12 protein-coding genes and 2 tRNA genes are annotated in these 18,328 nt (G+C 41.3%); 9 read left to right on the forward strand and 5 right to left on the reverse strand.

What is annotated here, in order from left to right; translation table 11 throughout:
* Positions 1-30: 30 nt before the first annotated feature.
* The gene (locus ACPFYS_RS03960) at positions 31-426 is read left to right on the forward strand and encodes a DUF3073 domain-containing protein (protein WP_427876059.1); all 396 of its coding nucleotides are present in this window, start codon (positions 31-33) and stop codon (positions 424-426) included.
* A 70-nt stretch (positions 427-496) separates the two neighbouring features.
* On the opposite strand, the gene ACPFYS_RS03965 is transcribed toward ACPFYS_RS03960, so the two are convergent.
* The gene (locus ACPFYS_RS03965; protein ID WP_427876060.1) at positions 497-919 is read right to left on the reverse strand and encodes a sterol carrier family protein; all 423 of its coding nucleotides are present in this window, start codon (positions 917-919) and stop codon (positions 497-499) included.
* A 423-nt stretch (positions 920-1,342) separates the two neighbouring features.
* On the opposite strand from ACPFYS_RS03965, the gene ACPFYS_RS03970 reads away from it, so the two are divergent.
* The 7 genes from ACPFYS_RS03970 to ACPFYS_RS04000 all read left to right on the forward strand — a co-directional run bounded on the left by ACPFYS_RS03970 (position 1,343) and on the right by ACPFYS_RS04000 (position 11,840).
* Complete coding sequence (locus tag ACPFYS_RS03970; protein WP_427876061.1) at positions 1,343-3,832, forward strand: glycogen/starch/alpha-glucan phosphorylase; 2,490 nt, start codon at positions 1,343-1,345, stop codon at positions 3,830-3,832.
* 284 nt (positions 3,833-4,116) lie between these two features.
* Positions 4,117-6,366, forward strand: a complete 2,250-nt coding sequence (locus ACPFYS_RS03975) for a heavy metal translocating P-type ATPase (protein ID WP_427876063.1) — start codon at positions 4,117-4,119, stop codon at positions 6,364-6,366.
* Positions 6,367-6,594: 228 nt separating this feature from the next.
* Positions 6,595-8,061 carry an FAD-dependent oxidoreductase gene (locus tag ACPFYS_RS03980; RefSeq protein ID WP_427876065.1) on the forward strand — a complete coding sequence of 489 codons (1,467 nt, stop codon included), beginning with the start codon at positions 6,595-6,597 and terminating at the stop codon, positions 8,059-8,061.
* Between the two features lie 109 nt (positions 8,062-8,170).
* Positions 8,171-8,244: transfer RNA gene (locus ACPFYS_RS03985), tRNA-Gly, on the forward strand.
* 269 nt (positions 8,245-8,513) lie between these two features.
* Entirely contained in the window at positions 8,514-9,077 is a 564-nt protein-coding gene (gene ahpC, locus ACPFYS_RS03990) for an alkyl hydroperoxide reductase subunit C (protein WP_427876067.1), read from the forward strand.
* 96 nt (positions 9,078-9,173) lie between these two features.
* Positions 9,174-10,868, forward strand: coding sequence for an alkyl hydroperoxide reductase subunit F (gene ahpF, locus ACPFYS_RS03995; RefSeq protein ID WP_427876068.1), 1,695 nt, complete (start codon positions 9,174-9,176; stop codon positions 10,866-10,868).
* A gap of 69 nt (positions 10,869-10,937) precedes the next feature.
* Positions 10,938-11,840, forward strand: a complete 903-nt coding sequence (locus tag ACPFYS_RS04000; protein WP_427876070.1) for a LysR substrate-binding domain-containing protein — start codon at positions 10,938-10,940, stop codon at positions 11,838-11,840.
* 80 nt (positions 11,841-11,920) lie between these two features.
* On the opposite strand, the gene ACPFYS_RS04005 is transcribed toward ACPFYS_RS04000, so the two are convergent.
* Together ACPFYS_RS04005 and tgt are read right to left on the reverse strand one after the other, a co-directional pair.
* A tRNA-Leu gene (locus tag ACPFYS_RS04005) sits at positions 11,921-12,003 on the reverse strand.
* Between the two features lie 100 nt (positions 12,004-12,103).
* On the reverse strand, positions 12,104-13,429 hold the full coding sequence (gene tgt, locus ACPFYS_RS04010; RefSeq protein WP_427876072.1) for a tRNA guanosine(34) transglycosylase Tgt: 1,326 nt from the start codon (positions 13,427-13,429) through the stop codon (positions 12,104-12,106).
* A 149-nt stretch (positions 13,430-13,578) separates the two neighbouring features.
* On the opposite strand from tgt, the gene ACPFYS_RS04015 reads away from it, so the two are divergent.
* Positions 13,579-15,267: a S1C family serine protease gene (locus ACPFYS_RS04015; protein ID WP_427876074.1), complete on the forward strand. Its 1,689-nt coding sequence runs from the start codon at positions 13,579-13,581 to the stop codon at positions 15,265-15,267.
* A 234-nt stretch (positions 15,268-15,501) separates the two neighbouring features.
* On the opposite strand, the gene ACPFYS_RS04020 is transcribed toward ACPFYS_RS04015, so the two are convergent.
* Complete coding sequence (locus tag ACPFYS_RS04020) at positions 15,502-17,199, reverse strand: ABC transporter ATP-binding protein (protein ID WP_427876076.1); 1,698 nt, start codon at positions 17,197-17,199, stop codon at positions 15,502-15,504.
* Positions 17,200-17,319: 120 nt separating this feature from the next.
* Complete coding sequence (rlmB, locus tag ACPFYS_RS04025) at positions 17,320-18,306, reverse strand: 23S rRNA (guanosine(2251)-2'-O)-methyltransferase RlmB (protein WP_427876078.1); 987 nt, start codon at positions 18,304-18,306, stop codon at positions 17,320-17,322.
* Positions 18,307-18,328: the final 22 nt, after the last annotated feature.

The raw sequence follows: 18,328 nt of genomic DNA on the forward strand, positions 1-18,328 counted from the left end.
TTCATTGCTACGGTAGATAGAGGGGGTCAGATGGGCCGCGGACGACAGAAGGCAAAGCAACAGAAAATTGCCCGTAAGCTCAAGTACCTGACGACCGATACGGATTATGACGAGCTCGCTAAAGAGCTTAATGCGCATGAGCCAGGCCAGGGATCTTATGATCCGTTTGCATCGAGCGAGGACTTTGATGCTGAAGGTAATCCAACGGATGTCAACGTCAACCAAGCTCAAGATAATGCAGCAGAACATGAGGATAATAGTGCAAACGAGCTTGATGATCTAGACGAGTATGCTAAGTGGGCTGCTGAAGCTGCTGCCAAGGCTGTAAGTAGCGAAAACGCAGGTTCTAATGCAGCGCATACTCCTGCACATCATCATATTCCTATGCCTTTGCCAAGTTTCATGCATAAAAAAAGTGATAAGTGAGTAAAAGCAGTACGTAACTTTTGCTTTTTGCATAGTATTGTTGCAGTTTGTAGCGCAATTTACCCGGATTTTATATTTCTAGCGGTAATATTGCGCTCAAATTGTCTCGTTCACCCATTGCGCTTATGTTTCCAGCTTCTTTTTCTTCATCCCATGTGCTTATTGCGCAAACTAATCGCAACCAAACACTTGGCTCTAATTCTATAACGTCTGGAGGGGTTAAGTTGTGAGGGTCAGATTCTGGACCTTCTAAGATTTTCACAGCTCCCCATGGGGATACTCGAACTTCAACGCAATTGCCAGGAGCGCGTAGTTCTAGTAGATACAGCGAATATCGAACTGCCATAGCTTCATCAGATTTTGTAACTTCCATAATCTGACTATCTATTTCCTGGAATTTTGTTCCTCTGATAGCTTCTTGTTGCGCTTGCGTTTTCCACTTATTTAGTGAGTTTTTCCCTTTTTTCATATCTCGTTCAAGAATTACTGCCATATTAAGCATTATGCATTAGCGTTTAGAAATGAGTAATGCCATTTCTATAACATTTCTTAGATTAAAAATAATCACTTTTAGCACGTAATCGCACAAATTTTGATTACTTTTTTTAACAAACGAACCTGTAGGTAAGTATTAAGTGTGTCGATGTCGCAGTAAAAATATCAATATTTCTCAAAAATAATCGGAAAATGGGAGATTTTTATGTAATAATTTCTGCAATTTACAATATTATCTATATGTTTTACTGCACATAATATAAGGGTTCGGGTTGTGCTATTATCTGACAATGAAATCGTGTGTATTCCTTCATGCCTTTTTGTAGATAACTACAACACGGTATCGGTTTAATTGCCTAAACATAAAGTTTCGGGCAGCACACTTTTTAGGAAATATAACAAACGGCACAAGGAGTCAAATATGACTAAACACGTCGCGCCGAAAGCCAAAACTACTGCGACGGCATTTGCCAAAGAACTTCAAGAGCACCTCAAGTACACCCAGGGTGTAACGCCAGAGCAGGCCACTACGGCAGATGTGTATGTTGCCGCTGCTACCGCAGTTCGTCGTCACTTGATGGACTCTTGGATGCAGACCCAGCATGACATGGTTAACGGCAATACCAAGGCTGTGGGCTATTTAAGCGCAGAGTTCTTGATGGGCAAGCAGCTTGAGAACGCTTTGTTGAACGCTGGTCTTACTGACCAGTTCAACAAGGCTGTAACTAAGCTCGGTTTCGACCCACGAGCTGTTATTGATGCTGAGTATGAGCCAGGTTTGGGTAACGGCGGTTTGGGTCGTCTCGCAGCCTGCTTCATTGATTCACTCGCCTCTATTGGCGTTCCAGCATTTGGCTACGGCATCCAGTATCGTTACGGCATCTTCAAGCAGCGCTTTGATGAAGAAGGTAAGCAGGTTGAAACCCCTGATTACTGGCTTAGCAATGAAGAGCCATGGGGTCACATTGATTATGGTCGTGACCAGCGCGTCAACTTCGGTGGTGAAGTTGTAGAAGAAAACGGCAAGCGCGTATGGAAGCCAGCTTGGTCTGTTCGTGCAGTACCAGTTGATTACATGGTTCCAGGTTATAATTCTGGTCGCGTAAACACTCTTCGTTTGTGGACTGCTAAGTCTTACGACGAGTTTGATTTGCTCACTTTCAACAAGTCTGAGTACTTGGATGCTGTAAAGCCACAGGTTGCAGCGGAAAACATTTCTAAGATTCTTTACCCAGAAGATTCCACTCCAGAAGGTAAGGCTTTGCGTCTTGAACAGCAGTACTTCTTCGTAGCTGCTTCTATTCATGATGCTATCCGCGTATTCTATCCAGGTCAGGATAAGCCGGATCTCACCACCTTCCCAAGCAAGATCAACTTCCAGTTGAACGATACTCACCCAGTTATCGGCATTCCAGAGCTTATGCGCGTTCTTATGGACGAGTACGGCTACGATTGGAACACCGCTTGGGGTATCACCACCAAGACCTTCAACTACACTTGCCACACTTTGCTTCCAGAAGCTTTGGAAGTTTGGCCAGCCAAGCTTATCGGCGAACTTTTGCCACGCCACCTTGAGATTATTCAGGGCATCAGCGAGCAGTTCCGCAACGAGCTTCGCGGAAAGGGTGTTGCTGAGGATCAGGTTGAGCGCATGCGCATCGCTACCGACGCTGACGAAAATGGCGAAGGTGCTGTAGTTCGCATGGCTTACTTGGCTACCTACGGCGGCTCTTACGTTAACGGTGTTGCTGAGCTTCACTCTGAGTTGTTGAAGGATGTCACTTTGAAGGACTTCTCCAGCGTTTACCCAGATAAGTTCAAGAATGTTACTAACGGCGTAACTCCTCGTCGCTTCGTGCGCTTGAGCAACCCACGCATGTCTGCTCTTATTACTGAGGGCTTGGGCACCGACGCATGGCAGGGTGATTTGGAGCTTCTCGAAGGTTTGAAGCCATTGGCTGACGATCCTTCCTTCGTTAAGAAGTTTGCTAAGGTTAAGCAAGAGAACAAGCTCGCCTTCGTTGATTTCGCAAAGCAGAAGTATGGCTTTGAAATCAACCCAGACACTATGTTCAACACCATTGTTAAGCGTTTGCACGAGTACAAGCGCCAGTCCATGAAGATCCTCCAGGTTATCTCCACATACGCTGGAATCAAGAATGGCACAATCGACGTCGACAAGATGCTTCCACGCACCGTGTTCTTCGGCGCTAAATCCGCTCCAGGCTATGCTATGGCAAAACTCACCATTCAGCTCATTAACAATGTTGCTCGCGTGGTGAATAACGACCCAGCATGCAAGGGCAAGCTTGCAGTGTTCTTCCCACCAAACTACAACATCGAGTTGGCAATGAACTTGATTCCTGCCACCGATTTGGACGAGCAGATTTCTCAGGCTGGTAAGGAAGCTTCCGGCACCGGTAACATGAAGTTCGCTTTGAACGGTGCTTTGACTGTTGGTACTCTCGATGGTGCAAACGTTGAGATTCGCGAGCGCGTTGGCGCTGAGAACTTCTTCCTCTTCGGCATGACCGTTGACGAAGTTGATAAGCTCTACGCTGAAGGCTACGATCACGGCGGATCTCGTAAGTACTACGAGTCTGATCCTCGCTTGAAGACTGCTGTGGATATGGTTGCTGACGGCACCTTCTCCAACGGTGACAAGAGCGTGTATGAGCCACTCGTTAACGATTGGCTTACCCATGATTACTTCATGGCAATGGCTGACTTCAGCTCTTACATGGATATTCAGGCTCAGATTGAGGAAACTTACCGCGATCCAATGAAGTGGGCTCGCATGGCAGTCTTGAACGTAGCCAACTCTGGTTACTTCTCTTCTGACCGCTCTATCGAAGATTACCTCGATCGCATTTGGCACACTGGTGCTCTTCCAGCACACGTTGATGAGTGATCACTGAGTAGTGCTTTAATATCTTAAAAACAAAGGCGGGGCTGTTAAATGTAACAGTTCCCGCCTTATTTTATAGATTGTTGCTTAGTGTCGAATTTTTTTGAGAATCTTTCTCATCAAGGCATGTTATTATAATGAATATTAATAAATAAATATTAGTATCTTTACGCCGTGTATTGAGTGCATTAAATCTTATGATCTTGCTGCTCTCAGTGGGTTAACAAGGCGTGAAATCGTGTTAGCAACGTTTCTCGTAGTTAACCTGATCAGCGTAAGGAAAGTATATGCGTAAACTTTTAGCGTATTGCCGTCGTGTTCCACAATTAACAATTGTTACTCTTGCATTGCCGTTTATTGCGGTTTTATATGTATCGAATACTTCTGTATTAACAGCGTTCGGTAAGCAATTTTCTAAATTATTGCAGCAAATTTTCGATTTTGCACGTATCAATTACAATATTGCAATAAATTTAACAGTTGGCCAGTTTATTATCGTTATTTTTGTAGCCTACACGTGTGTTATTTCGTTGTGTAGCATGATTCGCGATTTAAAAAATGGAACGTTGGGTATAGATTTGCTTGCTTTCGTTGCACTATTAGCAACACTTGGTACAGGGGAGTTTTGGGCAAGCTATCTTATTGTTGTAATGGTTTGGACCGGAGAGGCGATTGAAGATTTTGCTAATATGAAAGCTCAACGCAACTTGTCACTTTTAGTAAATGCTTCTCCTAAAACAGCCCATCTTATGACATTGCCTGGTATTGAACATGAAACACATCATATTCAAAATGCGATTGAAGATTACAATCCGCCATGCGCAAATGACAATCAATGCAAGCCAACTTTATGTGCTCTTTGTCAGCATGCTGAATTTAGGAAAGCAGATACTGCTTATGCTACAGATTCTGCAGAAGATTATGATCAACTCCATAATTGCGCTCATAAACGCAATGTCTGCCCATTTTTGCAAGCAAAAACAGATAGTTCTATTGTCTCAAAATTACAGCGTTACACTACGATTCCTGTTGATGATTTAAAAATTGGCAACGTTATTATTGTTCTTCCTGGCGAAACTGTTCCTGTTGACGGAGAACTATTAAGTGGTTCAGCTGTTTTAGATACAAGTGCTATTAATGGTGAATCTGTACCTCGAGAAGTTTATGCTGGAGCGTCAGTGCTATCAGGCTGCGTAAACGGTGGTGTTGTGCTTATTATGCGCGTAACAAAACTGTCTAAAAATTCGCAGTATCAAAAAATTATGCAGCTTGTCGAATCAGCTAAATCTTCTCGCGCAGCTGTTGTGCGATTTGCAGATATGCTTTCAGTACCGTTTACAGTATTTTCGTTTATGCTAGCTGCTGCAGCTTGGATTATTTCAGGAGAGCCTTTGCGATTCGCGCAGGTGCTAGTGTTGGCAACGCCGTGTCCTCTGCTGATAGCTGTTCCTGTAGCTTGTATGGCTGGTACGGGTCGTTTAGCAAAGCTTGGAATCGTAGTAAAAAGTCAAAATGTACTTGAACAGTTAAGCCGCGTAACTGACGTATTTTTCGACAAAACTGGCACGTTAACTGTAAAACAGCCGCAAGTTGTTACAGTAGAAGTAATTGATACTACGCAAAAAGCTAATCGCATAGTTATGCTTGCTGGCGTGCTGGAAACATATTCTCAGCATATTCTCGCTGGTGGTATTGCAAAAGCGGGTTCTGTTTTATGGGAGCGTGAGCATCCATCATCTACTCCGCAGATTCCTAGCGTGCGAGAATATCCTGTAGTTAACAGTGTTAAGGAAACAGCAGGACAGGGTATTCAAGGCATTGTAGATGGTATTACAGTACGTGTAGGACGCAGAAAGTATGTAACAGAGCAAGAAGATAATTATGCTACAGGAAAACCTCTTGCTTCAGACGAAATGGCAACTTACGTATCGTTCAATGGAAAGCTTGTAGGTCGCATTGTACTAAAAGATGTTCCGCGAGATAATGCAAAATCAACTATCAAAAAATTGCGTTCGCTAGGAGTGCGCTCTATAGCAATGCTTACTGGAGACGGTTTGCAGGCAGCAAAAACAATAGCTTCAAGCGTTGGAATAGATTCTGTACATGCTGATTTACTTCCTGAAGATAAGCTTAGATACGTAAAGCAAAATGATTACAGTGATTCTAATGTTCGTAAACCTGCAGCAGTAACAATGATGGTAGGAGACGGTGTAAACGATGCTCCGGTTCTTGCGGCTGCCGATATTGGCGTAGCTGTTACAGATGGAACTGATACTGCAGCATCTGAATGTGCGCAAGTTGTTATTATGAACAATAATATTTCTGCGGTAGCAAGTGCTATAAGCGTGGCAAAACGTACAAAAATTGTTATGATTCAATCAGTTTTGCTGGGAATTGGTTTAGCAATTATTAGTATGATTTTTGCAGCTTTTGGATTTATTCCTGCGGTTCTAGGAGCCATGATGCAAGAAATTATTGACGTAATTTCTATCACTTGGGCGTTAACAGCTTTGCGACCAAATAAAGAAGTAGATTAAGAAAATGGTTAATAAGAAAATAGTTAACAATAGTAGCAGAAATTTATTTTCGTAAGCATTTTCTAATACTTAACTATGCGCTAGTCTAAATATGAAAGCATACGCGGAAGCTTTTGATTGTTGAGTGCTAAAGATAGCATGCGAAGGCATCCCATGCTTGAAGACCGTGCAGAATGCGCGAAAAAACGGCAAAATTGCCGTATTATACAGTTCAATATGGGGATAATAATGGAAAAAGATAATATAAATGAAAAAGCTTTTAACAGTGAGCCTGAATTGCGTATTGCTGTTATAGGAGCTGGTCCTGCAGGGGTATATTCTTCAGATATTTTCTTGCGACAACTTTCAAAACAAGGAGAAGAATTAGGGCTTGGTGCAAGCGCTCGCATTGATCTTTTTGAAAAATTGCCTGTACCTTTCGGTTTAGTGCGTTACGGTGTGGCTCCAGATCATCCAAGTATTAAATTTATTGCCGATGCTTTAGAAAAAACTCTTGATAATCCAAATATTCATCTTTATGCGAATGTTGAATTTGGTAAAGATATTACTCTTGAAGATTTATTAGCTCGCTACGATGCTGTGCTTTTCGCTACTGGCGCTGTTGAAGATAGGCCACTTAAAGGAGTGGTGGGTGCTGATCTAGATGGTGTTTATGGTGCTGCAAAATTTGTAGAATGGTACGACGGATATCCAACTAGTAAGCGCACGTGGCCTCTTGAAGCTAAGGAAGTTGCTGTTATTGGTGGCGGAAACGTGGCAATGGACGTTGCTCGCGAGCTTCTTAGAGATCCTGATTATTTGCGTGCTCATACTGATATTCCTGATGATGTTTATGAAGGATTACAGCAAAACAGTACGCAAACTTTGCATTTATTTATTCGCCGTGGTGTTGCTCAAGCAAAATTCTCAGTTCAAGAATTACGTGAAATGGAAAAGTTATCCGGAGTTCAGATTGTTATAAATGAGGATGATTTTGAGCTTGATGAAGAAACAATAGAAGTAGCTGGTAACGATAAGCTTACTCGCCAAATGGTTGAGGAACTGTTTGCTATTCGCGATATGGCTGAAGATATGGAAGATGCTGGAAACGTTGATTTTGAAGGGAAAACTGCTAATAAACGTTACGTAATTCACTTCAATTCAGCTCCAGTAGAAATTATTGGCGAAGACGGGCATGTTAAAGCGATTCGCGTTGAGCGTACTAAAACTAGCGCAGACGGAATAATGTCTCGTACTGGAGAATTTGAAGAGTATCCTGTGCAAGCAGTGTATCATGCAATTGGTTATCATCCTGCTGAAGTTCCTGGCATTGCTTACGATGAAAAACGTACTTTGCTTGCAAATAGTGAAGGACGCATTACAACTGCTGCAGAAGATGGTGAAGTTAGAGAACGATTGTATGCTACTGGCTGGGCTAAGCGTGGACCTGTTGGATTAATCGGTTCTACAAAATCGGATGCTCTGTTCATAGTTGGCAACATGTTGGAAGATCTTGCAAAAAGTGGTTTTGTAAATATAGATAGAGATACTCAGTCTATAAATAAATTACTTGAGTCTCGTGGCATAAAGGCAATAGACTATGCTGGCTGGAAACGTGTTGATGCTTATGAGCGTGAATCTGGTGCCAAAGAGCAGCGCACTCGTAAGAAGGTAGTTTCTACTGCTGATCTCGTAAAGATTGCATTAAATGAATAAATAGTTGCGTCTATTGTGCTGAAGTGCTCAATAGTACGTGCTAGTCTTAAAAAGTTGCACATTTATTGAAGTGTTTTTGTTTTAGCACTTGTAATTTATTGTGCAACATGCGGATGTAGTTCATCGGTAGAATGGAAGCTTCCCAAGCTTCAGAGGCGGGTTCGACTCCCGTCATCCGCTCCACGTGGAAAACGTTGGTATATCAACGTTTTTGGCTTGTTTTTACGCCTTAAAAATAGGCTAAATGTGCAAATGATGCGCATTTTGTGTACAAATTGCTGATATTATTTTCGATCAAAATATGAAATTATTATTTTGTTGATTTTTATTGATGATTCACATAAGCACTATAGAAAATGCCTATAAATCTAGAATTTTTAATAGATGTAATCTATTTTTGATATTGAAAGATAAACGCAAAGAAAGCGCAAAATCAGAATTTAGGAGTAGTTATGAGTTTAATGAATACGCACATTCTTCCATTTAAAGTAAATGCTTATAAAAATGGCGAGTTTACTGAAGTAAGTGACGCTGACGTACTCGGCAAATGGGCAATTTTCTTCTTCTATCCAGCAGATTTTTCCTTCGTGTGCCCAACTGAGTTGGAAGATTTAGCTAACCACTACGAAGAGTTGCAGAAGCTTGGAGTAGAAGTGTATTCAGTTTCAACAGATACGCATTTCGTACACAAAGCTTGGCATGATGATTCTGAAGCAATTGGCAAAGTAAAATACACAATGTTGGGTGACCCTTCTGGTGCTCTTTCGCGTAACTTTGACGCTTGGAATGAAGAATCTGGTTTGGCGCATCGTGCTACATTCCTGGTTGATCCTCAAGGCATTATTCAATTCTTCGAAATGACTGCCGACGGCATTGGTCGAAATGCTGATGAGCTTCTTCGCAAAGTTAAAGCAGCACAGTATATTGCAGATCACCCAGGCGAAGTATGCCCTGCAAAGTGGGAGCAGGGAGAAGAAACATTGGCTCCTTCTATTGATTTAGTTGGAAAGATCTGATTTTTCTAAAAGCGCGTAGGAAGTTTTTAATTTCCTGCGCGCATGATTTTTACCATAATTAATTGTTATAAAAAATTTTGAAAGAAGTAAAGTTTTATGTCTTTGTTGAATACGTCTTTAACTGATCAGTTGGCGCAATTATTGAAGAAAATGGTATCGCCAGTTGAGATTGTAGCGTATCTTGACGATTCGGAAACATCTCAAAAAGTTAGTAATCTTTTAAAAGAAGTATCTCAACAAAGTGAAAAAATTAGTGTTATTGACGGAGAAAAAGCAGGTATTTCGTGCAATATTATGCGCAAACCAAGTTTTGTAATACGCAGTACAGAATCACAAAATAATCAAAACAAAGAAAATAATATAGAAGTTACTTTCGCGGGTCTGCCTTTAGGCCACGAATTTAGTTCACTCGTACTTGCACTGCTTCAGGTGAGTGGTTACGCTGCAAAAATTACTCCAGAACAGAAATCTGCAATTTTGCAACTTGGTTCTCATGATTTAACTACTTATATGTCTGTAACGTGTTTAAATTGCCCGGAGGTTGTGCAATCTCTTAACACAATTTCTATTATTAACCCTGCGATTCGTCACACTGCTGTAGAAGGTAGCGCTTTTCGCGAAGAAGTAGATAATCTAGGTGTAATGAGTGTGCCAGCAGTGTTCGAAAATGGCGAACTTATTGCATCTGGGCGGCTTGGTATTGACGAACTTGTGTCTGTGCTTTCTCAGCTTGAGAAAGAAAAATCAAGTGACGGCTCATCAACTAAATTCGACGCTAGTGTTTCACGTGAAAATTCGCCTGCTAGTCGTACTATTGCGCAAAAAATGAATTCTCAAAATCCGTATGATATTGTGATCGTCGGAGGAGGACCTGCTGCTTCTGCGGCTGCGATTTATACAGCTAGAAAAGGCTTAAGCACGGCAATGATTATGGATCATCGCGGTGGGCAAGTGGTAGAAACAGAGAGTATTGAAAATCATATTTCTCAGCCTCACACTACAGGAGCTAAACTTGCTGCAAATCTAACTGATCATATTTCTCAGTACGATATAGATGTATTTACTCCAGACTGGGTTGATTCTATTGATATATCTTCTAAGCCTTACGGTTTGCACACAGTACACGCTCGCTCTGGTGGTGAATTGAAAGCTCAAGCTGTGATTATTGCAACTGGTGCAACATGGCGCACTCTTAGAGTGCCAGGTGAAGAAGAATATCGCAATAAAGGTGTCTCATTCTGCCCTCATTGCGATGGGCCATTGTTTAAAGATAAAAATGTTGTAGTTGTAGGCGGAGGAAACTCTGGTGTCGAAGCTGCAATAGATTTAGCTGGTATTGCAAAGCACGTCACAGTAGTCGAATTTATGGAAACTCTTAAAGCAGATAAAGTTTTGCTAAACACTCTACATAATTTGCCTAATATTGACGTAATCACAAGTGCTGCTGTAAGCGGTATTGATGGTAACGGTAAAAAAGTAACTTCCGTGCGATATCGCAGTCGCGTAGATAATGCTGAAAAATCTGATATAGAAAATGTTATTACTACTGATGGCGTATTTGTACAAATCGGTTTAGTTCCTAATACCAATTGGTTGAATAATCAGGTAGAGTTGAATAAGCGTGGCGAGATTATTACAGATCGCAGCGGCTGCACAAAAATCCCAGGTATTTTTGCTGCAGGAGACTGCTCAAATGAGCCGTATAAGCAAATAGTTACAGCATATGGATCTGGTGCAACTGCAGCACTTTCCGCTTTTGACTATATTATTCGTAGACCGCAGAAAAATTAAATAAACTAAAATTTTTGCTTTCTGCATGAAATATGTGCAGAATTTGGTTAAAAATTAATGGAGGCTTTGGTGAACGTAAGAGCGCTTGAATATCTTATAGCTTTTGCACAAGAAGAGAGTTTTACAAAAGCAGCCGCACGAGCGAAAGTCTCCCAGCCGACGTTGTCTACTCAAATAAGAAAACTTGAGGAAACTCTAGGAGTAGATCTTATTGAGCGAAATCCTGGTAAACAATTACTTACTCCTGCAGGGCGAGAAGTATTGTATTACGCAAAGCGAATACAAGCAGATATGTCACATATTCGTCAAGCAGCTAGATGTGCAGAAGACCCGTGGTCGTCAACAATTGTTATTGGAATATTTCCTACTCTTTGCACATACCTTCTGCCGCGTTTAGCGCCCGTTTTGCGAAAATATAAGCCGAATCTTACAGTGAGATTTGTTGAAGAAAAATCAGGGGAATTACGCCAGTTATTAGATGACGGTCAGATTGATGCAGCAATTTTTAGCGAAGGTTTTGCTAGAGCGTCTATTAGTGTTAAACACTTATTTGACGAAGATTTTTTGTTGGCTGCATCTACAAATTCTGCTTTTGGTCACGAGACCAGCCCTATTGAGATTTCAAAACTTTCCTCGCAGCGCGTGCTTCTTTTAGAAGAAGGGCATTGCATGCGAAGAAATATGATTGATGTTTGTAATAAAGTTGGGGCTAATCAGTCTGAATTTTCTGCAACTTCGCTTGAAACATTGCGTTATATGATACCTAGCAGTAAAGATGTAACTTTACTTCCACGTTTATCAACTTTGCCGCCTATAGTGCAGCCTGCTGGAGTTGTGTTAAGAGAATTTGTTGATCCTAAACCTTACAGATCGCTTTATTTGCAATGGCGTTCTGCATCTCCAATAAACGGCATTATGGAAGGTTTAGCCAATATTATTAGTGCTACTTGTTCAGATTTGCACAGAAAATAAATTACGAAATTTTAGATATTTCGTTGAGTCGACTTTCATTAGATAAAACAAGAACGTTGAAATATCAACGTTCTTAAGAGTGCGAACGGCGGGACTTGAACCCGCACGAGTATACACTCACTGCCACCTGAAGACAGCGCGTCTACCATTCCGCCACGTTCGCATACAGAGCATAAAACTACCATATTTACGCTTATTTAGCAAATAAAATATTCAAATAAATATAAGCGTGTTGGTAGTAATAATGCTCAAAAAAATAATTATTATCCGCGCGATCCATTCTCATAGTAGTGTGCTAAGGATTCATCTCGAAATTCTTCGAAATAGCCTCCATTAATAGACGCACGAATATCGTCAAGCAGTTTCACAAAGAAACGCTCATTATGAATTGTTGCAAGAGTGTATCCGTTCATTTCCTTAGCGCGAAGCAAATGATTTAAATACATGCGTGAATAATGCGTGCAAGTGTAGCAATCACAACCTTCTTCCAGAGGGCCTTGATCATGCTTAAACTCAGCACGCTTTACATTGTAGCGACCATGTCTAGTAAAAATCGCACCATTTCGGCCGCAACGAGCTGGAGCCACGCAATCAAAAGTATCTCCGCCGTTTTCTACGCAAGCAAAAATATCATCCACGGCTGCAATACCAAGCACGTGACGTGGTCTATTTTCTGGCATAGCGTCACAAATCCAAGCGCAAGTGTCTCCAATAATACGCTTTTCAATTGCGCCGCCAATACCAACTCCGTCAAAATCAAGAGAAGCAATCTGTTCAGCAGCATGCCTACGCAAATCTTCGTAATTTGCTCCCTGAACAACACCGTATAACGCTTGATAAGGTTTACCTAAGCGCTCCTGCGTTAAACGCTTATGCTCAGCAATGCAACGCTTTGCCCAGCGGAAGGTGCGCTCAACCGACTCCTCTTGATATCTGCGAGTATTCATCAAAGTTGTAAGCTCATCGAAAGCAAACATAATATCTGCGCCAAGCTTATGCTGAATTCCCATAGAAATTTCGGCGCTAAAACGATGCTTAGCTCCGTTAAGAGGAGACTTAAAAGTTACGCCATCCTCATCGACGAATGCCATGCGCTCTTTTCCTTCAGCAATAACATCGTCGGACTTCATGCCCGTAACATCCATTGCAAGAGTTTTTTTGAAACCAGCACCCAGAGAAAGCACTTGGAAGCCGCCGGAATCGGTGAAAGTTGGCTTATCCCAATTCATAAACTTTCCCAATCCGCCTGCTTCATCAAGAATATCTTCACCAGGACGCTCATAAAGATGAAAAGCGTTAGAAAGCATGCATTGTGCGCCTAAATCTTTAATATTTTCCGGAAGCACTGCTTTCATAGCGGCTTGAGTTGCTACTGGCACAAAAGCAGGAGTTTGAATATCTCCGTGCGGTGTATGTATTACGCCTGTGCGTCCGTACCTAGCGCCGTCACGCCCCTTACCTTCAGCACTATTTGATAAACGAGTAGTTGTTGTAAAATAAAATTCACTTCGATCGCCTGGTTTACCAGGTTCTGCTCCGCGTGGATGCTCAAGAAGACTTGTCATATTATTTACTTTATTAGATGGCATGAAGAATAGTTAGTAATGTTGAGTTATAAAAATATTGTGACATGTAGAGCATATGCATATAAAATGATGTAGTTGCGTGTAAAAATAACTGTATTGATTTGTGACGGAATGGTTTATTATTGTGTGGAATGGCTTTTTAAGGAGAGTTAATGGCTGAAGATATTTATGGCACTAATAAGCAAGAGGCTTATGATAATCAGGCCAATCAATCCTATAATCAGGAATTTCAACCTGCACAGGCAGCAGAGCAGCCAACTCAGGGACAAGAATCACAACCTACTCAAGTTTACAGTCCAGCTCCAGAATTTGGTGCGTACGGTCCTGTAAATACTACTAACAATCAGCCACCTTCCTATCAGCCTGCTGAGGGTGGTAACGGAAGCAATTTCGCGAATCAACCTGGATATGCGTCTGATAATTCACAAAATCAAGAATTACAAAGGCGCCCCGGTTACGGAATGTTTAATAACCCATATCCTGCTAGCCAAGATTCGAATAATTCTTCTTTTAAAAACGGTACTCAGAACGGAACTGGTAACAAAGAGCGTAAAACTAGCAGCAATAAAGTTCCTAACTTTGTAGTTGCTATTTTATCTTCTGCTGTTTCTGCAGTAGTTTGCGTTGTAGTCATATGTTTTGCTATTACGCAAGGACTTATTACTATACCAAGTTCTGAATCTTTGGCTGATATTGGTAAATCTTCGAGATCTGCAAAAGGAACGGCTATTGTTAAGGGCGGTCAAGCTCCAGATTGGAAGGGCGTAGCTCAGCAAGTCTCTGGTTCTGTAGTTTCAATCCAAACGCAACTTGCGGAAGGAATGGGTAAAGGCTCCGGTGTGATTATCGACAAAGATGGTCATATTGTTACAAACAACCATGTTATTTCTGGAGCTAAGCAGATTCAGGTAACTCTTGCAAATGGTCAGATGTGCAGTGCAACTTTAGTTGGTGCTGACAAGACTACTGATTTAGCAGTTTTGAAATTAGACAATCCTCCGAAAAATCTTAAAACTTCTGAATTTGCTGATTCAGATTCGTTAGCAGTCGGTGAGCCTGTTATGGCAATAGGTAACCCATTGGGATACGACGATACTGCAACTACTGGTATTGTTTCTGCTCTAAATAGGCCTGTGTCCGTTATGGATGATAAGAGCCGTTCGGAAATCGTAACAAACGCAATTCAGATTGATGCTGCAATTAATCCTGGTAATTCTGGTGGCCCAACTTTCAATGCTGCTGGAAAAGTAATCGGTATTAATTCTTCTATTGCAGCAACATCAGCTAAAAGCGGAACGGCAGGTTCTATTGGTATAGGTTTCGCAATTCCTGCTAACTTAGTAAAGCGCGTAGTTTCAGAAATAATTAAACGTGGATATGTAAAGCACGTTGCTCTTGGAATAACCATTAAAAGTGTTGCTGTAGAATCTGGTGGCGTAACCAGAGGTGGCGCACAGGTTGTTTCTGTTAACAATGGTGCTCCTGCGTCTAAAGCTGGTATGCATAGTGGAGATACGATCGTAGCTTTTAACGATAAGCCTGTTTCTAGCAATTACGCTTTGTTAGGATTTGTACGAGCTACAGCTTTGAACGATACTGCTGTTATTAGTGTGGTTAGAAACGGAAGCATTGTAAAACTGAAAGTTAAATTTGATCAGGAAGAAGCTTCAGTAATAGGCAACAATAAGCAGGATGCTAATCAGAAGCCTGATTCTACTCCGAAAAAAAAGCCTGGTTCTGATGGTAAATCTGACGATGATGACGATATTCCGTTCTCGCGTGGCGGTGGTGACGACGACGGTGATGACGGCGGAATTGTAGACCCATTCGGATTCTGGTAAACAGAATAGCTTAGCGCTTAGCGCTTAAGCTATAAACTGTGGGTTTTGCGCGTCGTTAGTTTTGCGCTGAATTGTCATAATCCTTGTGCAATTTTTGCAAGATTTGCTAATCTGCTAAGACTCGCAAAAATCATACGTAAGTTTCGTTATTAAACAGCTGCATATATTTAGTTATGTATTTAGTAACTATTTATATAGCAGCTGTTTAATAATTTTTATAACTATTTATTTATTCTATTTATTTATTTCAGAAAGCGGTTTCCGCTCGTAAACCTTAATTTCCGTGTAGCCAACTCCAGCTTTCCAAGCTGAAAGTACGCGAGCTATAACATGCAAATTATAGTGTTTAACATTGTAATTAAGCTTTTTAAAGTAATACTGCGGATCTTTTATAACGAAAATAAAGAAATCAGGTTCACCTTTAGCTGCACAATTTTCAATTTCTTGCTTAATCTGCTTATCTGTTGCTCTCTTATTTGTAATAAACGAGCGATTCTGGTAGCTGCAGCTTAAAAGATTACTATCAAAATATGGGTTTGCGTTGATAATTTGCCAAGCATATTGATGAGTATCGTTGCCAGGAGCCTGCTGTAAATTGCCGTCACTATCGTAAATTGCTTTGTCTTTAAGCCATGTTGTCATCCAAAGCTTATGCTGCGCATTTTTTGAAATGACGTACTGAGCAATAGCGCGCGACCCAGAATAATCAAATAAAATATCACTTACGCAAGCAACCGTGTTCCAAACGAGACTTGGCAGTAGTACAAGAACGATAAGTCGTGAATTAGTTTTCTTGCTATCAAGTTTCTTATTTTTAGTAAAAGCTTTCCATAATTTAGTAAAAATTATTGGAACGTCGTCAGCATCAAGAGGTTTTTTATCAACGCAAATCCATAATTGAGCAACGAAGAATACGAAAATAAGACCTACATGATGTAGTGTGAAATATCTATTTGCAATTATTGAGAAGATAAAATACGGGATAGTTAAAACTATGAGAGTTTTTCTGCGTCGTGCTATACGAATTGCAAACATCCAAATAGCAATAGAAAGAATTACAGCAAATATTGAAGGGAAGAAATGCAATGGCATTTTGCGTATAGAAACATCGCCAGCAAATTGAGTAAACATGCTTTCAGAAGGAAGAACAAAGAAGAAAGCAAGGAACTGCATAATAGGAGAGTTTCCGTCGTAAGTTATTCGAGCTCCAAAAGCATCCGGATAAGGGCAGATACAGACCAAACATGTTACGCCTACAATAGCTAATAGAATCCAGCCTAGAAGACGATTCTTGTCATAAAACAAAGATAATAATGCTTTAGGGCTTTTAGAAATTCCAGCTTTTAGAATAGTTTGAAGAACCCAAACAATAGCAAAACCAGCTGCAAGAGCAATACCATATGCGCTTAATAGACACATAAGTATAAGCGTAAAAGTTAATTTCCAAGTATCAGACGGTTTCTTATCAGTTCTGCTCCAATAATACGCAACCATAAGCAGAGTAGTGCAAAGAAGAGCATATGGTCGAGAAGTAACACCGTATTGGAAGCAGAAAAAGTAAGTAAACGGCAGAAGTGTAAGTGTCAAACGGTTAAACGGTGCTCGGAAAATAAGCCAAGAACCTAAAACTATTGCGCACAAAAATTGAACACTTTTAAGACCAATCTCGTACGGAACACCAGTTTTTGCTGGAATTGAAAGAATAAGAGTCCATAAAGGAGGGTGACCCTCGTAGTGTGGTCTTAAAGTAAGCAACTCAGAAAATGACGAGTCGCGCGCAATAAGCCAACTTTGTGCCTCATCAAACCAAGGTTCATGGAAGCACATCACTATCACTATTACCGCAAGATAAGCGGAAAAAGTGACTGTACGAGGGTGTTCTTTAAGCCGTGAACGTAATGATAGTTGAGCTAAAGATTTTTTCTCGGTCATAAACACTTTTCTCTTGGTTGTAAAAGTTTATTTTCTGCCGTTATTTTCAATAGTCTATTTCTGGTATGACTAACTAAAGACTAGATAAAGTCTACTTAAAGTCTACCTAAAATCTACTTTTTAAAGTGCTGCTAGTCGGCGAGCGTTTGCTACAGCGTACAAACTAATACCTGCTGCAACTGAAGCGTTAAGAGATTCAACCGTGCTAGAAATTGGGATTCCAGCAATAGCATCGCACGCTTCTCGCGTAAGGCGACTCATTCCCTTACCTTCGGAGCCGAGCACAACAACTAGCGGATCAGTTTCAAAACCAGTTTCTCCAACGAGCTTATCGCCGCCGCCATCAAGACCAATTGCATACCATCCGCGCTCGCGTAAGCTTTGAATAGCTTTATTTAAATTCACAACTCGAGCAACCGGCAAGTGAGCTGCAGCGCCGGCAGAAACCTTCCAAGCGGCAGCAGTTACAGAAGCGCTTCTACGCTCAGGTAAGATAACGCCATTAGCACCGAAAGCTGCTGCAGAACGAATAACAGCACCCAAATTTTGCGGATCTGTAACGCCGTCCAACGCAATAAACAATGGTCTAGCGTTAATGCGTGCAGCCAAAGAATCAGCTTCCTGCATAGCGCGAGCTTTTTTCTCTGCTTTATCTACTAGTTCCTGCAAAGAGTGGTATTGATACGGCTGAACTTTAAGAATAATTCCTTGATGATTACCAGATCGAGCTATTCGATCCATTTCTAAACGGTCTGCCTCAAGAAGTCTTAGCCCTTGCATGCCAGCTAACTTAACGATTTCGCGAGTGCGATCATCGTGTTCTATACGGTTTGCTACATAAAGCTGTGTGCTTGGTACGCCAACTCGAAGTGCTTCCAGCACAGCATTGCGTCCAATTACCAACTCGTCTGAATCAGTTCCCAGCTTATCCACTCTTCTTCTTGCTGCTAGTCGCGGATCCGCAAAAGTGCGCTTAATTGCAGCTTTCTTAGCAAAATAAGCTTTATGATATACGCGATCTTCAGCTTTTGGTGTAGGTCCTTTTCCGCGTAATGCATTACGATGTTTTCCGCCTGACCCCTTGGTCGGCCCCTTTTTCATATTCATACTACTATTCTCACATGCCCCC

The sequence above is a fragment of the Gardnerella sp. 2492 genome (genome assembly GCF_050320365.1).
Lineage (GTDB): Bacteria > Actinomycetota > Actinomycetes > Actinomycetales > Bifidobacteriaceae > Bifidobacterium.